Annotated in this window: 11 protein-coding genes and 1 riboswitch; of the genes, 6 read left to right on the forward strand and 5 right to left on the reverse strand. The window is 63.8% G+C overall.

The features are described 5' to 3' along the window. Positions 1-32 precede the first annotated feature (32 nt). The 4 genes from metH to J8I29_RS05305 form a co-directional block, all read right to left on the reverse strand. Entirely contained in the window at positions 33-3,803 is a 3,771-nt protein-coding gene (metH, locus tag J8I29_RS05290) for a methionine synthase (RefSeq protein ID WP_209430855.1), read from the reverse strand. A 186-nt stretch (positions 3,804-3,989) separates the two neighbouring features. Then, positions 3,990-4,295 carry a hypothetical protein gene (locus J8I29_RS05295; RefSeq protein WP_209430856.1) on the reverse strand — a complete coding sequence of 102 codons (306 nt, stop codon included), beginning with the start codon at positions 4,293-4,295 and terminating at the stop codon, positions 3,990-3,992. Position 4,296: 1 nt separating this feature from the next. Then, positions 4,297-5,364, reverse strand: a complete 1,068-nt coding sequence (locus J8I29_RS05300; protein ID WP_209430944.1) for a hybrid-cluster NAD(P)-dependent oxidoreductase — start codon at positions 5,362-5,364, stop codon at positions 4,297-4,299. Between the two features lie 182 nt (positions 5,365-5,546). Continuing rightward, a complete protein-coding gene (locus tag J8I29_RS05305; protein WP_209430857.1) occupies positions 5,547-6,791 on the reverse strand; it encodes an aromatic ring-hydroxylating dioxygenase subunit alpha in 1,245 nt (414 codons plus the stop codon). A gap of 116 nt (positions 6,792-6,907) precedes the next feature. Next, positions 6,908-7,113, reverse strand: a riboswitch (cobalamin riboswitch). A 182-nt stretch (positions 7,114-7,295) separates the two neighbouring features. On the opposite strand from J8I29_RS05305, the gene J8I29_RS05310 reads away from it, so the two are divergent. Next, on the forward strand, positions 7,296-8,936 hold the full coding sequence (locus J8I29_RS05310; RefSeq protein ID WP_209430858.1) for a fumarate hydratase: 1,641 nt from the start codon (positions 7,296-7,298) through the stop codon (positions 8,934-8,936). Between the two features lie 364 nt (positions 8,937-9,300). Beyond that, positions 9,301-10,476 (forward strand): porin, encoded by a 1,176-nt coding sequence (locus J8I29_RS05315; RefSeq protein WP_209430859.1) that lies wholly within the window; start codon positions 9,301-9,303, stop codon positions 10,474-10,476. Between the two features lie 69 nt (positions 10,477-10,545). Here the strand turns inward: J8I29_RS05315 and J8I29_RS05320 are convergent, their stop codons facing one another. Beyond that, positions 10,546-11,463, reverse strand: coding sequence for an NAD(P)-dependent oxidoreductase (locus J8I29_RS05320; RefSeq protein ID WP_209430860.1), 918 nt, complete (start codon positions 11,461-11,463; stop codon positions 10,546-10,548). A 325-nt stretch (positions 11,464-11,788) separates the two neighbouring features. On the opposite strand from J8I29_RS05320, the gene recA reads away from it, so the two are divergent. The 4 genes from recA (at position 11,789) to J8I29_RS05340 (ending at position 16,855) form a co-directional block, all read left to right on the forward strand. Beyond that, complete coding sequence (recA, locus tag J8I29_RS05325) at positions 11,789-12,862, forward strand: recombinase RecA (protein WP_105862684.1); 1,074 nt, start codon at positions 11,789-11,791, stop codon at positions 12,860-12,862. Between the two features lie 319 nt (positions 12,863-13,181). Next, positions 13,182-15,833 carry an alanine--tRNA ligase gene (alaS, locus tag J8I29_RS05330; RefSeq protein ID WP_209430861.1) on the forward strand — a complete coding sequence of 884 codons (2,652 nt, stop codon included), beginning with the start codon at positions 13,182-13,184 and terminating at the stop codon, positions 15,831-15,833. A 4-nt stretch (positions 15,834-15,837) separates the two neighbouring features. After that, positions 15,838-16,026, forward strand: coding sequence for a DUF3329 domain-containing protein (locus J8I29_RS05335; RefSeq protein ID WP_209430862.1), 189 nt, complete (start codon positions 15,838-15,840; stop codon positions 16,024-16,026). 37 nt (positions 16,027-16,063) lie between these two features. After that, complete coding sequence (locus J8I29_RS05340; RefSeq protein WP_105862687.1) at positions 16,064-16,855, forward strand: arginine deiminase family protein; 792 nt, start codon at positions 16,064-16,066, stop codon at positions 16,853-16,855. The last annotated feature ends 51 nt before the right edge of the window (positions 16,856-16,906 follow it).

Raw genomic sequence — 16,906 nt, forward strand, 5'->3', positions numbered from 1 at the left:
GGAGGGTCGACCTGAAGGTCGACCCTCCAATGCTACTCCGCCGCCTCCGCCACGCCCGGCACGTAGTTGAGCACGGGCGATAGCCAGCGCTCCACCTCTTCCACCGTCATGCCCTTGCGGGCGGCATAATCCTCGACCTGATCCTGCTCGATCTTCGACACCCCGAAATAATAGGCCTCGGGATGGGCGAAATAGAGCCCGGATACCGAGGCGCCCGGCCACATCGCATAGCTTTCGGTCAGGCGCACGCCGATGCGAGCCTCGGCGTCGAGCAGGCGGAAGAGCGTGCCCTTCTCGGTGTGGTCGGGCTGGGCGGGATAGCCGGGAGCCGGGCGGATGCCGCGATAAGGCTCGCCGATCAGTTCCTCGGGCGTCAGGTTCTCGTCGGCCGCATAGCCCCAGAATTCCTTGCGCACGCGTTCATGCATGCGCTCGGCGAAGGCTTCGGCAAACCGGTCGGCGAGGGCCTTGACCATGATCGAGCCATAGTCGTCATTCGCGCGCTCGAAGCGCCTGGCGATCTCGTCCTCTTCCATGCCGGCGGTAACCACGAAGCCGCCGAGATAATCGCCGTGCCCGCTGATCTCAGGGGCGACAAAGTCGGAAAGGGCGACATTGGCGCGGCCATCGCGCTTGGTGAGCTGTTGGCGCAGAGTGTGCAGGCTGGCAAGCTCCCGGCTGCGGCTCTCGTCAGTATACAGATGTATATCATCGCCGATGGCGCTGGCCGGCCAGAAACCGATCACGGCCTTGGGGCGGAACCACTTCTCTTCGATGATGCGGGCGAGCATCGCCTGGGCGTCGTCGAAGAGCTGGCGCGCGGCCGCGCCCTGCTTCTCGTCGGAAAGGATGGCAGGATAGCGGCCCTTGAGCTCCCAGGTCTGGAAGAAGGGCGTCCAGTCGATGTAGCGCGCCAACTCGGCGAGGTCGTAGTTCTCGAAGATTCGGGTGCCGAGGAAGCTCGGCCTGGGCGCGACAAAGCCGGTCCAGTCCACCTTGTGGGCGTTGGCCCGGGCCTTGGCGAGGGGCAGGCGCAGCTTGTCGGCCTCGCTCCGGGCATGGGCCGCGGCGACCTTGGTATATTCGGCCTGGATGGTCTCGACATAGCCAGGTTTGATCGTCGGGGAGAGCAGGCTGGAAACCACGCCCACCGCTCGGCTCGCATCCGTCACATAGACAGCCTGGCCGCGATCATAGCGCGGATGCACCTTCACGGCGGTGTGGACGCGGCTGGTGGTGGCGCCTCCGATTAGCAGGGGAATGTCGAAACCCTCGCGCTCCATCTCGGAGGCGACATGCACCATCTCGTCGAGCGAGGGGGTGATCAGGCCAGAGAGACCGATGATGTCGACCTTTTCCCGGCGGGCCACTTCGAGGATCTTGGCCGAGGGGACCATCACGCCGAGATCGATGATCTCGTAATTGTTGCAGGCGAGCACGACGCCGACGATGTTCTTGCCGATGTCGTGCACGTCGCCCTTCACGGTCGCCATCAGCACCTTGCCGGCGCTCTGGCGGGCTTGTCCGCCGTTGGCGGCCTTCTCCGCTTCCATATGGGGCAGCAGCACGGCCACGGCCTGCTTCATCACGCGGGCCGACTTGACCACCTGCGGCAGGAACATCTTGCCGGACCCGAACAGGTCGCCCACCACGTTCATGCCGGCCATCAGCGGGCCCTCGATGACATGGAGGGGGCGCTCGGCCGCCAGCCGCGCTTCCTCGGTATCCTCGTTGATGTAGTCGGTGATGCCGTTGACCAGAGCATGCTCCAGCCGCTTTTCCACCGGCCAGCTCCGCCAGGCCAGGTCCTGCACCTTGGCCTCTTTGGCCCCTACGCCACGGAAACGCTCCGCCAAGGCCAGCAGGCGCTCCGTCGCGTCGTCGCGGCGATTGAGCACCACGTCCTCGCAGGCCTGGCGCAACTCCGGATCGATGGATTCATAGACGGCGAGCTGGCCGGCATTGACGATCCCCATGTCCATGCCGGCCTGGATGGCGTGGTAGAGGAACACGGCATGCATGGCTTCGCGCACCGGCTCGTTGCCGCGGAAGGAGAAGGAGAGATTGGAGACGCCGCCCGAAATGTGGACGTGGGGCAGGGTGCTTCTGATCTGCCGTGTCGCCTCGATGAAGGCGAGGCCGTAGCCGTTGTGCTCTTCGATGCCGGTGGCGACGGCGAAAATGTTGGGGTCGAAGACGATGTCCTCTGGCGGGAAGCCCGCCTTCTCGGTCAGGAGCTTGTAAGCCCTGGCGCAGATTTGGACTTTTCGTTCCAGAGTGTCGGCCTGCCCCTGCTCGTCAAAAGCCATCACCACCACGGCGGCGCCATAGGCGCGCACCAGGCGGGCGTGATGAAGGAAGGCTTCCTCGCCTTCCTTCATCGAGATCGAATTGACCAAGGGCTTACCCTGGACGCATTTCAGGCCGGCCTCGATGATCGAGAATTTCGAGGAGTCGATCATCACCGGCACGCGGGCAATATCCGGTTCGGCCGCGATCAGGTTGAGGAACTCGACCATGGCCTTTTCGGAATCGATCAGGCCCTCGTCCATGTTGATGTCGATGACCTGGGCACCGTTGGCGACCTGGTCGCGGGCAATGTCGAGGGCGGTCGCATAGTCGCCCGCCGTGATGAGCTTGCGGAACTTGGCCGACCCGGTGACGTTGGTGCGCTCGCCCACATTCACGAAAGGAATGGTGGCATCGAGCGTGAAGGGCTCCAGGCCCGACAGCTTCATCCTGGGCTCAGCTTCAGGGATGGCACGCGGCTTGTGGCGGGCAACGGCTTCGGCGATGGCGCGGATGTGGTCGGGCGTCGAGCCGCAGCAGCCGCCGACGATATTGACCAGGCCGTCGCGGGCAAAACCCTCGATCTGCGCCGCCATCGCCTCGGGGCTTTCGTCATATTGGCCGAACTCGTTGGGCAGGCCGGCATTGGGATAGGCGCAGACGAAAGTATCGGCGACGGTGGAGATCTCGTCGAGATGCGACCGCATGGCATTGGCGCCGAGCGCGCAGTTGAGGCCGATGGTGAAGGGACGGGCGTGCCGCACCGAATGCCAGAAGGCGGTCGGCGTCTGGCCGCTGAGGGTGCGGCCGGAAAGATCGGTAATGGTGCCGGAGATCATCACCGGCAGGCGCAGCCGCTTTTCGCCGAACACCTCTTCGCAGGCGAAGATGGCCGCCTTGGCGTTGAGCGTGTCGAAAATGGTCTCGATCAGGATGATGTCGGCGCCGCCATCGATGAGGCCGCGGATCTGCTCGGCATAGGCGATGCGCAGGTCGTCGAACGTAATGGCGCGATACCCGGGATTGTTGACATCGGGCGAGATCGAGGCGGTTCGATTGGTCGGGCCGAGCGCGCCGGCCACGAAACGCCGGCGGCCGTCCTGCTGCTCCGCCTTGGTGGCGGCACGGCGGGCGAGACGCGCGCCATCGCGGTTGAGGTCGTAGACGGCCTCCTGCATGCCGTAATCGGCCTGCGCGATCGAGGTGGAGGAGAAGGTGTTCGTCTCCAATATGTCGGCCCCGGCCATGGCATAGGCGTAGTGGATCGCCTCGATCGCCGCCGGTTGGGTGAGGGTGAGGAGGTCGTTGTTGCCCTTCAGGTGGCACTCGCAGCCGACGAAGCGCTCGCCCCGGAAATGATCCTCCTCGAAGCCGAGGCCCTGGATCTGTGTGCCCATCGCGCCGTCGAGGATCAGGATGCGCTCCCGTGCAGCGGCAGTAAGGGCGGCAAGGATCTCCGCGCCCCGATCATTTTGGGCAGGCGCGGCGAACAGGGCTTCGACCGGAGCGCTCATCACGAGCTCCTATAACGGAATTACGATATCAAGATATCCTTATATGATAGCAATGAGGCAGGAGAGGTCAAGGCGAACTATCCCGAAAGCGTCGGTTTTCTGTCCGGGATTGCTGGGAGGCGGGTGGGAAGGATAGAGAAGAGGCGGACGTCAGCGGCATGCTTGCATGTCGCGATATCCGCCTCTTCAGGCATCCGCCCGCAAACGCCGCCGGCCGCGTCGCTGGCCGGCATGGTCCCGCACCTCGTCGAGCAGGCTGCTGAGATGCGGCAGCAGCGGGTTGTCCGCGATCGAGGCCTCGAGCAGCAGGACTTTCAGATCGGCCGCTTCCCTGGCGAGGTCCACGCCGTCTTCGCGGCTGAGGATCCAGGCCAGCAGAAGGGTACGGGCCCGCTCTTCCGGCAAAGCAGCGCCATCATCCCGTGTGGCTTCCAGGATGGAATTCACGATGGCCGCGTCGATATCGGCGTGAGTCTCAGTGGCGACGGTCATCTCAGGCCTCGATCTCGATACGGCCGAGCGGCCTTGTGCAGCAGGCCAGCACCAGACCGGCGGCTATTTCCTCCTCGCGAATGCCGCCCTGATGGGTCATCGCCGTCTCTCCGGACAGGCATTGCACCTTGCATGTTCCGCACAGGCCCATGGTGCAGCCGGTCGGAATGTTGAGGCCGGCGTTGCGGGCGAGCTGGAGAATGGTATCGCGGCTGGAAGCCGGCACCTCGATGCCGGATTTGGTGAACGCCACGCTGGCTTCGCCGGCGAGCACCTCGCCCGTGCCGGTTTCCTCCACCGGCGTTTCGGCCGGCTGGAAGCTCTCCTCGTGATAGCGGCGCATGTCGTAGCCATTGGCTTCGAGCATCTCCTTCACCGCTGCCATGAAGGGGGCAGGGCCACAGCAGAACACCTCGCGCTCCCGGAAGTCCGGTGCGATCAGGCGCAGGGCAGGGGCGTTGAGCCTGCCCCGGAAGCCGGTCCAGACGTCATTGATCTCGGTTTCTTCCACGATCCAGGCGAGGCGGAGGCGCGGCATGCGCCCTGCCATACGCTCGAGCTCCTGCCGGAAGATGATCTCGTTCGGCCGGCGTGCGCAATTGACGAAAGCAATGTCGGTGGCGGCGCCGTGGTCTTCGGCAAAACGGGTCATCGACATCATCGGCGTGATGCCCGATCCCGCCGAGATGAAGAGGTATTTCTCCGCCGGGTGACGATGGAAACTGAACTGCCCGAGAGGCCCATAAGCTTTCAGCCGTGTGCCGGGCTTGAGATTGTCCAGCATCCAGCGTGTGCCGATACTCGAGGCCTGTGCCTTGGCGGTTATGCTGATCGAGAGCGGGCGCGACGGGCTGGAGGACAGCGTATAGGTGCGCAGCACCGGTCCCCTCTCGGCCGGAATCTCCAGCGTGATGAACTGGCCGGGCTCATAGCGGAACCAGCCTTGTTCGGCGGCGCGGAAGGTGAAGGTCGCGACGTCGCGGCCCTCATGGACGATCGATACGCATTCGAGCGCCTGGTTCTGGTCGTTCCAGGGCGGTGTTTCGTCGATATGCCTGAATTTCGCCAGGGCTGCGGAGGGCGTCGGCATGGTGTCTACCTTTGTATATATCGGTTTTGCTAACACCCTCCCCTGGAGGGGGAGGGTCGACGCGAAGCGTCGGGGCGGGGGGATTTTCACCGGCTGCTGTGTTTCTCATCCCACCCCGGACTTCGTCCGACCCTCCCCCTCCAGGGGAGGGTGAAAGGGCCTTAGGCCACGCTGCGCAGGCGGACGCCGTCGCCGCCGAGGGCTGCTTCCATTGCGTTGCGATACCACTCGACGAACTGCATCACGCCGCCTTCGTGCTCGGGGGCGTAGGGGCCGGGCGTGTAGACGGGCGATGACACGCCGAGCTGGTTTTCCTCGACGATCTGGCGATCCTGGTCGTTGGTCATCCGCCAGACATGGGTGAGTTCATCGAGATCGTAATCGACGCCCTCGACAGCATCCTTGTGCACCAGCCATTTGGTGGTGACCTCTGTTTCCTTCGGCCCGATCGGAAGCACGCGGAAGCTCACGGCGTGGTCGCCCAGCACGTGGTTCCAGGTGGTGGGATAGTGGAAGAGCAGCAGGGCGCCGATATTGCCTTCCTCGATCGTCGGGCTGAGGGGACGCTGCACGGCCGGCTTGCCGGACATCGTGTAGCTGACGGCATTGCGTAAAAGCGGCATGCGCGCCATGCGGAACTGGCCGTCGCCGGAAATGCTGAAAGTGCTGGGCAGGCCGGCTTCCTCGCAGCGCCGCCAATGCTGGCCGATCAGCGGATCCTTGTCGGCGCCCTGCACCCCTGTCACCGTCGGCGCTTCGGGGAAGGTGCGGCAAAGCTCGGGATGGTTGCCCGCGCAGTGGTAGCACTCGCGGTTGTTCTCCCAGACCAGCTTCCAATTGCCCTTCTCGACGATGGTGCTTTCGAAGGCGACCTTGGCGTTCTTCAGCCCATGCGGTGCCAGATAGGGCATGGCGCCGGCGCGGAAAGTCTCGAAATCAGGCGCCTCCCTGGCGAGGCAGATCCAGATGGAGCCGGCCACGCTCTCGCAATGCACAGGCTTCAGCCCATATTGCGTCGCGTCGAAGCCGGGGCCCATGTCGCGGGCGAACAGCAGGCGGCCGTCGAGTTCATAGGTCCACTGATGATAGGGGCAGACGAGCTTGGCGACACTGCCACTTGTCGCCGCGCACAGCCGCGATCCTCGGTGCCGGCAGGAATTGTGAAAGGCACGGATGGCGCCGTCGGCGGAACGCAGCACGATCACCGGATAGTCGCCGACCTGGAGGGTGAAATAGCTACCCGACTTGCCGAGCTCGCAGTCATGGCCGGCGAACAGCCATTCGCGATACCAGATGTTCTCCATGTCCAGCCGGAAGAATTCCGGGTCGGTGTAGAATTTGCCCTCGAGCGTCGTGCCCGGATGGTGGGCCCGGAGGCGGCCCAGCATGTCCTGATGCGCAGTCATGTCAAAATCCCGCGTGACAACCAATGCATTGACGTGACGGCGGGAGAGGGAAAGCGGCTTGGAACCTGCGCCGGTGGCCGGGCACAATCCAACCTCCTTCCGGAACGCCCACCGCGTCCGTCGGTTTTCATCGTGGCTGGTTTCCGGGCTCAGGAGCGGCCTTTCGGCCCGATCGCGGCGCCTTCCCAGGTCTTCCCGACCCAGTGGCACGTGCCGCGATCTTCTCCTCTACCGTTGCGGGGGCAGCGCCGGATTCAGACCGGCTTCCCAATTCTCCGGGCCGCCTTGGGAGCGGACCGGCACCTCGAATGAGGATGAGAATACAGCGAGTCGGCGCACAGACTAGAAGCGATACGACGGATGATGGTGTGTTCAGGACATTGCCGAGCGCCATACCGGCGAGCAGGAAATCATAGGCAGCGTTCGCAAGAAGGTCTAAAGGGTCGACGATATGGGCAGTTTGGAATTGCCCTGAACTCAATATCAAGTCGGAGCCTTGCTGCCATGCCCGCCGATTCCGCTTCCAGTTCGCGCTATCCTCATGTTCCCTTGTTTCCCCTCGGAGCGGACGAGACGCCTTATCGCAAGCTGACCAGCGAGGGCGTGCGGGTCGAGAAACTCGGAGGCAGCGAGATCCTGCAGGTCGAGGGTGAGGCATTGCGGCTTCTGGCCGAGCAGGCCTTCATGGACATCAACCATCTCCTGCGCCCCGGCCATCTCCAGCAATTGCGCAACATCCTCGAGGATCCCGAGGCGACGGACAATGACCGCTTCGTCGCCTATGACCTGCTCAAGAACGCCAATATCGCCGCCGGCGGCGTGCTGCCCATGTGCCAGGATACCGGCACCGCCATCGTGATGGCCAAGAAGGGCCGCAAGGTCTGGACGGAGGGCGAGGACGAAGGCGCCATCGCCCAGGGCATCCGCGATGCCTATGAGAAGAAGAACCTGCGCTATTCGCAGCTGGCGCCGCTGTCGATGTTCGAGGAGAAGAACACCAGGACCAATCTGCCGGCGCAGATCGATATTTCGGCGGAAGGGGAGGAGGCCTACAAGTTCCTCTTCGTCGCCAAGGGCGGGGGCTCGGCCAACAAGACCTTCCTCTATCAGGCCACGCCTTCCATCCTGTCCAAAGACCGCCTGATCGCCTTCCTGAAGGAGAAGATCCTCACGCTCGGCACGGCGGCCTGCCCGCCCTATCACCTGGCGGTGGTGATCGGCGGCACCTCCGCCGAACTCACGCTGAAGGCGGTGAAACTCGCTTCGGCGCGCTATCTCGACACCTTGCCCACCGAAGGTTCCGAACTTGGCCATGCCTTCCGCGACCTCGAACTCGAGAAGGAAGTGCACAAGCTCACCCAGTCGCTCGGCGTCGGCGCCCAGTTCGGCGGTAAGTATTTCTGCCACGATGTGCGTGTCATCCGCCTGCCGCGCCACGGCGCCAGCCTGCCGATCGGCCTCGGCGTTTCCTGCTCCGCCGACCGCCAGGCCATGGGCAAGATCACCCGCGACGGCGTCTTCCTCGAGGAGCTGGAACACAATCCGGCGCGCTTCCTGCCCGAGATCGACGAGAGCAAGCTCGGCGGCGCGGTGGTGAAGATCGATCTCAACCAGCCGATGTCCGACATTCTGGAGACACTGTCGCGTCATCCGGTGAAGACGCGCGTCTCGCTGACCGGCCCGATCATCGTGGCCCGCGACCTCGCCCATGCCAAGCTGCGCGAACGCCTGGAAGCGGGCGGCGGGCTGCCCGACTACATCAAGAACCATCCGGTCTATTACGCCGGCCCGGCCAAGACGCCGGCTGGCTACGCCTCCGGCTCCTTCGGGCCCACCACGGCCGGGCGCATGGACAGCTATGTCGACCAGTTCCAGGCCGCCGGCGGCTCGATGGTGATGCTGGCCAAGGGCAACCGCTCGGCCCAGGTCCGCGAAGCCTGCGCCAAGCATGGCGGCTTCTATCTCGGCTCGATCGGCGGCCCCGCCGCGCGCCTTGCGCAGGATTGCATCAAGAAGGTCGAGGTACTGGAATATCCCGAACTCGGCATGGAGGCAGTCTGGCGCATCGAGGTCGAGGACTTCCCGGCCTTCATCGTCATCGACGACAAGGGCAATGATTTCTTCAAGGAACTCAACCTGGGCTGAGTTCACGCGGACGGCTTTTTCGGCGAGGCCTCTTCCTGAAAAGGGAGGGGCCTTTTTCATGCACGTTTCGCGTGCTGTTGCGAATTCGCAACTGTCATGGACAAAGCCCCTTTGTGTCAGAACGGTGACTCACCTTAACATTGTGTAATGTCTCGCCTGGGAGGAAAGCTTCGATATCGCAGTGCACAACGACTGCGCCTCTTCGGTACGCCCAATATTGCTTTGCCGGCTTGCCGAAGAGAGAGGCCCTTTTGAAGGGGTCGACTTATGAGATCGAGGTATTTCCATGTTTATTCGTACAATTTTACTCGGCGCGGGTGCCGGATTTCTTGGTATTGCGTCCGCATTTGCTGCAGACCTACCGATGAGCAAGGGCGAGGCTGTCGAATATGTGAAGGTTTGTACGGCATTCGGTCCGGGCTTTTTCTATATTCCGGGCACCGACACCTGCCTGAAGATCAGCGGCCAGATCCGGGCCGACTATTGGTTTGCGCAGGCGCCCAGCAATGCAACGGGTAAGCGCAACATCAGCCAGACACAGTTTCGGACCAACGCCCGCATCCGCTTCGATGCGCGCACTCAGACCGACTGGGGCATGCTGCGCTCTTTCTTCGAACTCCAGGCCGAGTCCAATGCGGGGGCAGCCACGCATGACACCTTCCAGGTACGCCAGGCCTATCTGCAGTTCGGCGGCCTGACGGCTGGTTATGCCTGGTCGCCCTATGCCTTCTACGACCCCAATTATCAGGCCGAGTTCTTCGCGCCCTATTTCGGCGAGCAGGGCCGGCGCAACCTGATCAGCTATACGGCGCAATTCGACAAGGCCTACGCCACCCTGTCGATCGAGGACGGGCGTGACCATCGCGCCAATGCCTCGGTCTACGGGAACAATGTCGTGGTCAATGGCGTCACGGTTGCTGGTGGCGTCGGCGGTGCCCAGATGCCTGATATCGTCGGCGTCGTCGGCTATGACGACAACAAGAATGGCTGGGGCCGTTTCCAGGTGATGGGCGCCCTCCATCAGAACCGCAGCGCAACGGCCGGCTATAGTGCGAAATACGGTTATTCGATCGGTGTTGGCGGCAACGTCAACCTGCCGGTTCTCGAGGGTGCCTACATCGCGGCCGAAGCCAGCTACGCGGACGGCGCCGTAAAATATCTCGGCGTCGGCGGGTCCCAGCCGAATGGCTCGTCCACCCTCGGCTTCGGCGGCGTGGACGCCTACATAACCAACGGCACGATCCATGATCTCGACAGCGCCAAGGGCTTCGCCGTGCAGGGCGAGGCCGGTCTCAACGTGACCAAGAGCCTGCAAGCCATTCTGTTCGGTGGCTATCTGCACTTTGACGCCCCGCGCATCGCCTCCAAAATCACCGACAATTTCAACTATTATGTCGTTGGAGGCCAGGTGAATTACACCGTCGTCAAGGGCTTCATCGCGGGTGCCGAAGTCTGGTACCAGAACAAGGACCCGGAGGGCCTGAACAGCAAGACGGTCGACGCCGTCGGTGCGGGCGTGCGCCTGCGCCGTACCTTCTGACCTGGTCTACAGGTGTAAACAGCGCGCCGCGCTCCTCCTGAGCGCGGCGTTGCTGCCTATGCCTTCCGGTCAGTTCCGGTTGGCCGGGGTGAGATCGGTGCCGTTCAGGCGGCCGATATAGTCGGTGAGCATCGGCACATGGCGCTCGGCACCGCCGGCGGCCATCGCCACGCCGAACGAGTTCTTCACCGCATTGCCGATCGGATTGACCAGGCCGGCTGCGTCCGCCATCGCTTCCAGATAGCTCAGATCCTTGAAGGCATTGGCGATGGTGAATTTGTGCGCATTCTCGTCGCCCTCCAGGACCCAGCGCGAAAAGGTCTGGTAGAAGCCGCAATCCATGCGGCCGCCGCGAATGACGCTGTCGAAGCGCTTGGGCGTGATGCCGACCTTTTGCGACAAGGCCAGGGCCTCCGCATAGAGGGCGGCATAGCCCAGCGATACGAAGTTGTTGAGCAGCTTCATGCGATGACCATCGCCCGTACCGCCAATATGCACGATGCGTCCGGCCCAGGTGGCGATCACCGGCTTGAGGCGTTCGAACAGGGCGTCGCTGGCGCCGACCATGGTATCGAGCGTACCTTCCCAGGCTTCCTTCGGCGTGCGGCCGAGCGGGGCATCGGCGTAATCGATGCCGGCCTCGGCGAGTTCGGCGGCGAGCGCCAGGGTGGAGTTGGGATCGGAAGTCGAGCAGTCGACGACGACGGAACCCGGCTTCAGGCCGGCTTTCAGCCCGTCGGGACCGCGTATGAGGGCCTCGACCTGCCGCGAGCCGGTGACGCACAGGAAGACGATGCTGGAAGCGGCGCCCACTTCGCGCGGCGTCTTGGCCTCCTTGGCTCCTCGCGACACCAGATCCTCGACGGGTGCGCGGTTGCGATGGCCCATCACCGTCAGCGCATAGCCCTTCTCCACGATGTTCTTGGCCATGCCATGGCCCATATAGCCGACTCCGATGAAGCCGACGCTCTCCTGCCCATTCGTCATTGCAATCGTCCCGTTTCCTGTCCCGCCTGTCCCGAGCGGGTTGCCGACCCATCCTGACGGCGGGGGAGTGTGGACGGGAAGGACGTTGGCGCGCAAGCTGAATGGTTCATTGGTATGATGATTTATCCGCGGCCGCAGGCGATGCCCGACAATCAGCCTTCGTTAAATAAGAAGCGTGAGAACAAAAATAGAACTTGCGTTAATGAGAACAAACTGGGTACATAGCGCCACGGGGCTTTGAATTGCGACGAGATTGCAGGCCCGGTGTTGGAAAATGATCGGTCCGGATGACGAATCCGTTCGTGCTTGATAGGGAAACGGGCATATGAGTCAGACGCAGCTGCGCTTGGTCGAAGGAAGCTCCATGGACAAGACGAAGGCGCTCGACGCCGCCCTATCACAGATTGAACGCTCTTTCGGCAAGGGCTCGATCATGCGGCTCGGCAAGGGGACCAAGACGATGGAGGTGGAGGCGATCTCCACCGGTTCTCTCGGTCTCGATATCGCGCTCGGTGTCGGCGGCCTGCCCAAGGGCCGGGTCATCGAGATCTATGGGCCGGAATCCTCGGGCAAGACCACGCTGGCGCTGCACAGCGTCGCCGAAGCCCAGAAGAAGGGCGGCGTCTGCGCCTTTATCGATGCCGAGCACGCGCTCGATCCGGTCTATGCCCGCAAGCTCGGCGTCAATCTCGACGAATTGCTGATTTCGCAGCCCGATACGGGCGAGCAGGCCCTCGAAATCTGCGACACGCTGGTGCGTTCGGGCGCGATCGACGTCATCGTGATCGATTCCGTGGCCGCGCTGACGCCCAAGGCCGAAATCGAGGGCGAGATGGGCGATGTGCAGCCCGGCCTGCAAGCCCGCCTGATGAGCCAGGCGCTGCGCAAGCTGACGGCCTCGATCGGGCGTTCCAACTCGATGGTGATCTTCATCAACCAGATCCGCATGAAGATCGGCGTGATGTATGGCAGCCCGGAAACCACCACGGGCGGCAACGCCCTGAAGTTCTACGCCTCCGTACGCCTCGATATCCGCCGCATCGGCGCGATCAAGGACAGGGAAGAGGTGGTCGGCAACCAGACCCGCGTGAAGGTGGTCAAGAATAAGGTGGCGCCGCCTTTCAAGCAGATCGAATTCGACATCATGTATGGCGAGGGCGTCTCGAAGGTGGGCGAACTGATCGACCTTGGCGTCAAGGCCGGCGTGGTCGAGAAGTCCGGCGCCTGGTTCAGCTATGAGAGCCAGCGCCTCGGCCAGGGCCGTGAGAACGCCAAGCAGTTCCTCAAGGACAATCCGGATGTCGCCGACAAGATCGAGGGCCAGATTCGCCAGAATGCCGGCCTGATCGCCGAGCGCATCCTCGACAATATCGATCCGGCCGACGCCGAGGACGATTGAGGCTCGTAGCTGGCCCGCGAGACAGCGAACGCTATGCTTGACGAAATAACCCGCCTGTTGGCCCCAACAGGCGGGTTTTTCATGGATGAGCGCCTCGACAGGCCGGAACAGCCTCGCTACAACGCCCCACCACCATGCAAGTTCCTCTTGATCGAGCCACAGGCTCGATCAAGAGGAACTTGCAAGATTTCAAGCACTTGCAGAATATCTCGATATTGCCCATTCGTGGGCAGTATCGAGATATTCTGCTTAGGATGCTGGCCAGGCCGAAAGGAAGGGACCAGCGAAACAGGCATTGGGCCAAATAGGCAAATTGGGCATGAGCGGCGTCAACGAGATCCGATCCACCTTCCTCGACTATTTCGCGCGGAACGGCCACGAAGCCGTGGCGTCTTCGCCGCTGGTGCCGCGCAACGATCCGACCCTGATGTTCACCAATGCCGGCATGGTGCAGTTCAAGAACGTCTTCACCGGCATCGAGAAGCGTCCCTATTCGCGAGCAGCGACCTCGCAGAAATGCGTGCGCGCCGGCGGCAAGCACAATGATCTCGACAATGTCGGCTATACGGCACGGCATCATACCTTCTTCGAAATGCTCGGGAACTTCTCCTTCGGCGATTATTTCAAGGATCGAGCCATCGAGCTCGCCTGGAACCTGATCACCAAGGATTTCGGCCTGCCCGCGTCCAAGCTCCTGGTGACCGTGTTCTCCGAGGACGATGAAGCCCATCGGCTGTGGAAGAAGATCGCCGGCTTGCCGGACGACCGCATCATCCGCATCCCGACCTCGGACAATTTCTGGCGCATGGGTGACACCGGCCCCTGCGGTCCGTGCTCCGAGATCTTCTACGATCACGGCGAGCATATCTGGGGCGGCCCGCCCGGCTCGCCTGACGAGGATGGCGACCGCTTCATCGAGATCTGGAATCTCGTTTTCATGCAGTTCGAGGAACTGGCCGGCGGCGAGCGTGTCAACCTGCCGCGGCCCTCGATCGACACCGGCATGGGGCTCGAGCGTATCGCGACCGTGCTGCAGAACAAGCACAACAATTACGACATCGATCTCTTCCAGGCGCTGATCCGCGCCTCGGTTGAGGCCATCGGCGTGCCGGCCGAGGGGCCGGCGCTCGCCAGCCACCGCGTCATCGCAGACCATCTCAGGGCTTCCTCCTTCCTGGTCGCCGATGGCGTGCTGCCGTCGAACGAGGGCAGGGGCTATGTGCTGCGCCGGATCATGCGCCGCGCCATGCGCCACATTTCCCTGCTCGGCGCCAAGGAACCCACCATGTGGAAGCTGGTGCCGGCGCTGGTGCGCGAAATGGGCGCCGCCTATCCCGAACTCGTGCGGGCCGAGGCGCTGATCAGCGAGACGCTGCGCCTGGAGGAGACCAGCTTCCGCCGTACGCTGGAGCGCGGCCTGGCCCTGCTCGACGCGGAGACCCTGAAGCTCGGCGACGGGCAGGTCTTCTCGGGTGACGTCGCCTTCACCCTCTACGACACCTATGGCTTCCCGCTCGACCTGACCCAGGATGCGCTGCGGGCGCGCAACATCTCGGTCGATCTCGAGGGCTACAAGGCCGCCATGCAGCAACAGAAGGCCAAGGCGCGCGCTGCCTGGGCCGGATCGGGCGATGCGGCCACCGAGACGGTCTGGTTCGGCCTGCGCGAGCAGGTCGGTGCTACCGAGTTCCTCGGCTATGAGACCGAGACCGCCGAGGGCGTCGCGCTGGCCCTGGTCAAGGACGGCAAGCCGGTCGATCGCCTCGCCGAGGGCGAGAAGGGCTATCTGATCCTCAACCAGACGCCGTTCTACGGTGAATCCGGCGGCCAGCAGGGCGATACGGGCATCGTGCAGGCAAACGGCCTGAAAGTGGCGGTGACCGACACCCAGAAGAAGCTCGGCGATCTCTTCGTGCATGCCGTCACAGTCGAGGAGGGCACGCTCAAGGTTCAGGAGCCTCTCGAACTCGTCGTCGATCACGCCCGCCGTTCCGCGATCCGGGCCAATCACTCGGCCACGCATCTTCTGCATGAGGCGTTGCGCCTGACGCTCGGCGATCATGTCGCGCAGAAGGGCTCGCTGGTGGCGCAGGACCGCCTGCGTTTCGACTTTTCGCATCCCAAGCCGATCTCGGACGAGGAGATCAAGGAGATCGAGGATCTCGCCAATGCCGTCGTGCTCGACAATAGCGAGGTGACCACGCATCTGATGAGCGTGGATGACGCCATCGCGTCCGGCGCGCGCGCGCTGTTCGGCGAGAAATATGGCGACGAGGTTCGCGTCGTCTCGATGGGGCAGCGCCAGCCCGGCTCGAACAAGGCTTGGTCGGTCGAGCTGTGCGGCGGCACCCATGTGCGCCGCACAGGTGACATCGGCCTGATCCGCATCGTCTCCAACGGCGCCGTCGCGGCCGGCGTTCGCCGCATCGAGGCCATGACGGCGGATGCGGCCCGCAGGCACCTCGTCAATGAGAGCCGCCTGCTCCAGGGATTGGCCGACGTGCTGCGCACGCCCGTGCCGGAAGCGGGCGACCGCCTGGCCACGCTGGTCGAGGAGAATCGCAAGCTCGAACGCGAACTGACCGAGGCGCGCAAGAAGCTCGCCATGGGCGGGGGCGGGGGCGACAGCGAAATCCGCACGGTCGGCAAGACCCGCCTGCTGGCCAAGGCCGTCACCGGCATCGAGCTGAAGGATCTGAAGGCGCTTGCAGACGAGGGCAAGAAGCAGGTCGGTTCGGGTGTGGTCGCCATTGTCGCGACCTCCGAGGACGGCCGCGCCGGCCTCGTCGTCGGCGTGACGGCGGACCTGACCGGCAGCTTCAACGCCGTCGATCTCGTGCGCAAGGGCTCCGAGGCTCTCGGCGGCAAGGGAGGCGGCGGGCGGCCCGACATGGCGCAGGCTGGCGGCCCCGATGGCTCCAAGGCCCAGGCGGCCCTCGATGCCATCGCCGCGGCACTGGCAGAGGCCTGAGCCGATGGCTCAGCCCAACACGCCGAACTGGATGAGGCCGCTCTGGGTCCGCGTGCTGCTTTGCGTGCTGCCCGCGGCCTGGGCCGGGGTGGAGCTCTATAACGGCAACCAGTTCTGGGGCCTGATGTTCGCGGCCGTGGCCGCCTATGGACTGTGGACCCAGGTCATTCAATATCGTCCTCCGGAAGAGTGAAGCCGGCGGAGGTCAGACCCTTTCGATCGGAGCCAGCATGAGCGCCTTTCCCGTCTATGCTTTCGACAATGCCATCGTGCGCCTGCCGCCGGCGAGCGTGACGGAGGGCCTGCGTGCCGAGGATCGCGGCGCGCCGACCCATGCGGGCGTCTCGACCGAGCATCGTCTCTATATCGAGGCCCTGCAGGCCGCCGGCGTTGCCGTCGAGGTCCTGCCCGCCCTGGAGGATTTCCCGGATTCGCTGTTCGTGGAGGATCCGGCCCTGGTGTTCCCGGAGGGTGCGATCCTGCTGCGGGTCGGCGCCAAGAGCCGTTTCGGCGAGACGGCCGAGATCGCGCCCGTGCTGCGCACGCGCTTCGAGAAGGTCCTGGCCCTGCAAGGGCCGGGGTTCGTCGACGGCGGCGATGTGCTGGTCACGCCCCAGGCCGTGATGATCGGCCTTTCCGACCGCACCACCCGGGAAGGGGCGGAGGAACTGATCGGCCTGCTGGCTGAACTCGGCCGCAAGGGCGTGGTCGTCACCACGCCCCCAGGCGTCCTGCATTTCAAGTCCGACTGCTCTCTGCTCGACGACACCACCATGCTGTCGACGGCGCGCCTCGCCGCCTCGGGCGTGTTCGAGGGCATGCGGGTGCTGCTGACGCCCGAAGGCGAGGAGGCCGGGGCCAACGCCCTCCGGATCAACGACCGGGTTTTCGTCGGCATCGATTATCCGCGCACGGCCGCCCTGCTCGAAGCCGAGGGCTACAGCGTCGTCCGGCTGCCGACGTCGCAGATTGCCAAGATCGACGCGGGCCTGTCCTGCATGTCGCTACGCTGGCATAGCTGAAATCCGACACCCATAAAGACGGGGCGTGTCGACTTCCGGTCGACATCCTCG

Source organism: Labrys sp. LIt4 (assembly GCF_017813775.1).
Classification (GTDB): Bacteria; Pseudomonadota; Alphaproteobacteria; order Rhizobiales; family Labraceae; genus Labrys; species Labrys okinawensis_A.

Excerpts from the sequence above, each read along its gene's own strand:
- J8I29_RS05320 (WP_209430860.1), bottom strand. The coding sequence starts at position 11,463 with ATGACGAATGGGCAGGAGAGCGTCGGCTTCATCGGAGTCGGCTATATG.
- metH (WP_209430855.1), bottom strand. The coding sequence starts at position 3,803 with ATGAGCGCTCCGGTCGAAGCCCTGTTCGCCGCGCCTGCCCAAAATGAT.
- recA (WP_105862684.1), top strand. The coding sequence starts at position 11,789 with ATGAGTCAGACGCAGCTGCGCTTGGTCGAAGGAAGCTCCATGGACAAG.
- J8I29_RS05335 (WP_209430862.1), top strand. The coding sequence starts at position 15,838 with ATGGCTCAGCCCAACACGCCGAACTGGATGAGGCCGCTCTGGGTCCGC.
- J8I29_RS05295 (WP_209430856.1), bottom strand. The coding sequence starts at position 4,295 with ATGACCGTCGCCACTGAGACTCACGCCGATATCGACGCGGCCATCGTG.
- J8I29_RS05340 (WP_105862687.1), top strand. The coding sequence starts at position 16,064 with ATGAGCGCCTTTCCCGTCTATGCTTTCGACAATGCCATCGTGCGCCTG.
- J8I29_RS05310 (WP_209430858.1), top strand. The coding sequence starts at position 7,296 with ATGCCCGCCGATTCCGCTTCCAGTTCGCGCTATCCTCATGTTCCCTTG.
- alaS (WP_209430861.1), top strand. The coding sequence starts at position 13,182 with ATGAGCGGCGTCAACGAGATCCGATCCACCTTCCTCGACTATTTCGCG.
- J8I29_RS05315 (WP_209430859.1), top strand. The coding sequence starts at position 9,301 with ATGAGCAAGGGCGAGGCTGTCGAATATGTGAAGGTTTGTACGGCATTC.
- J8I29_RS05305 (WP_209430857.1), bottom strand. The coding sequence starts at position 6,791 with ATGACTGCGCATCAGGACATGCTGGGCCGCCTCCGGGCCCACCATCCG.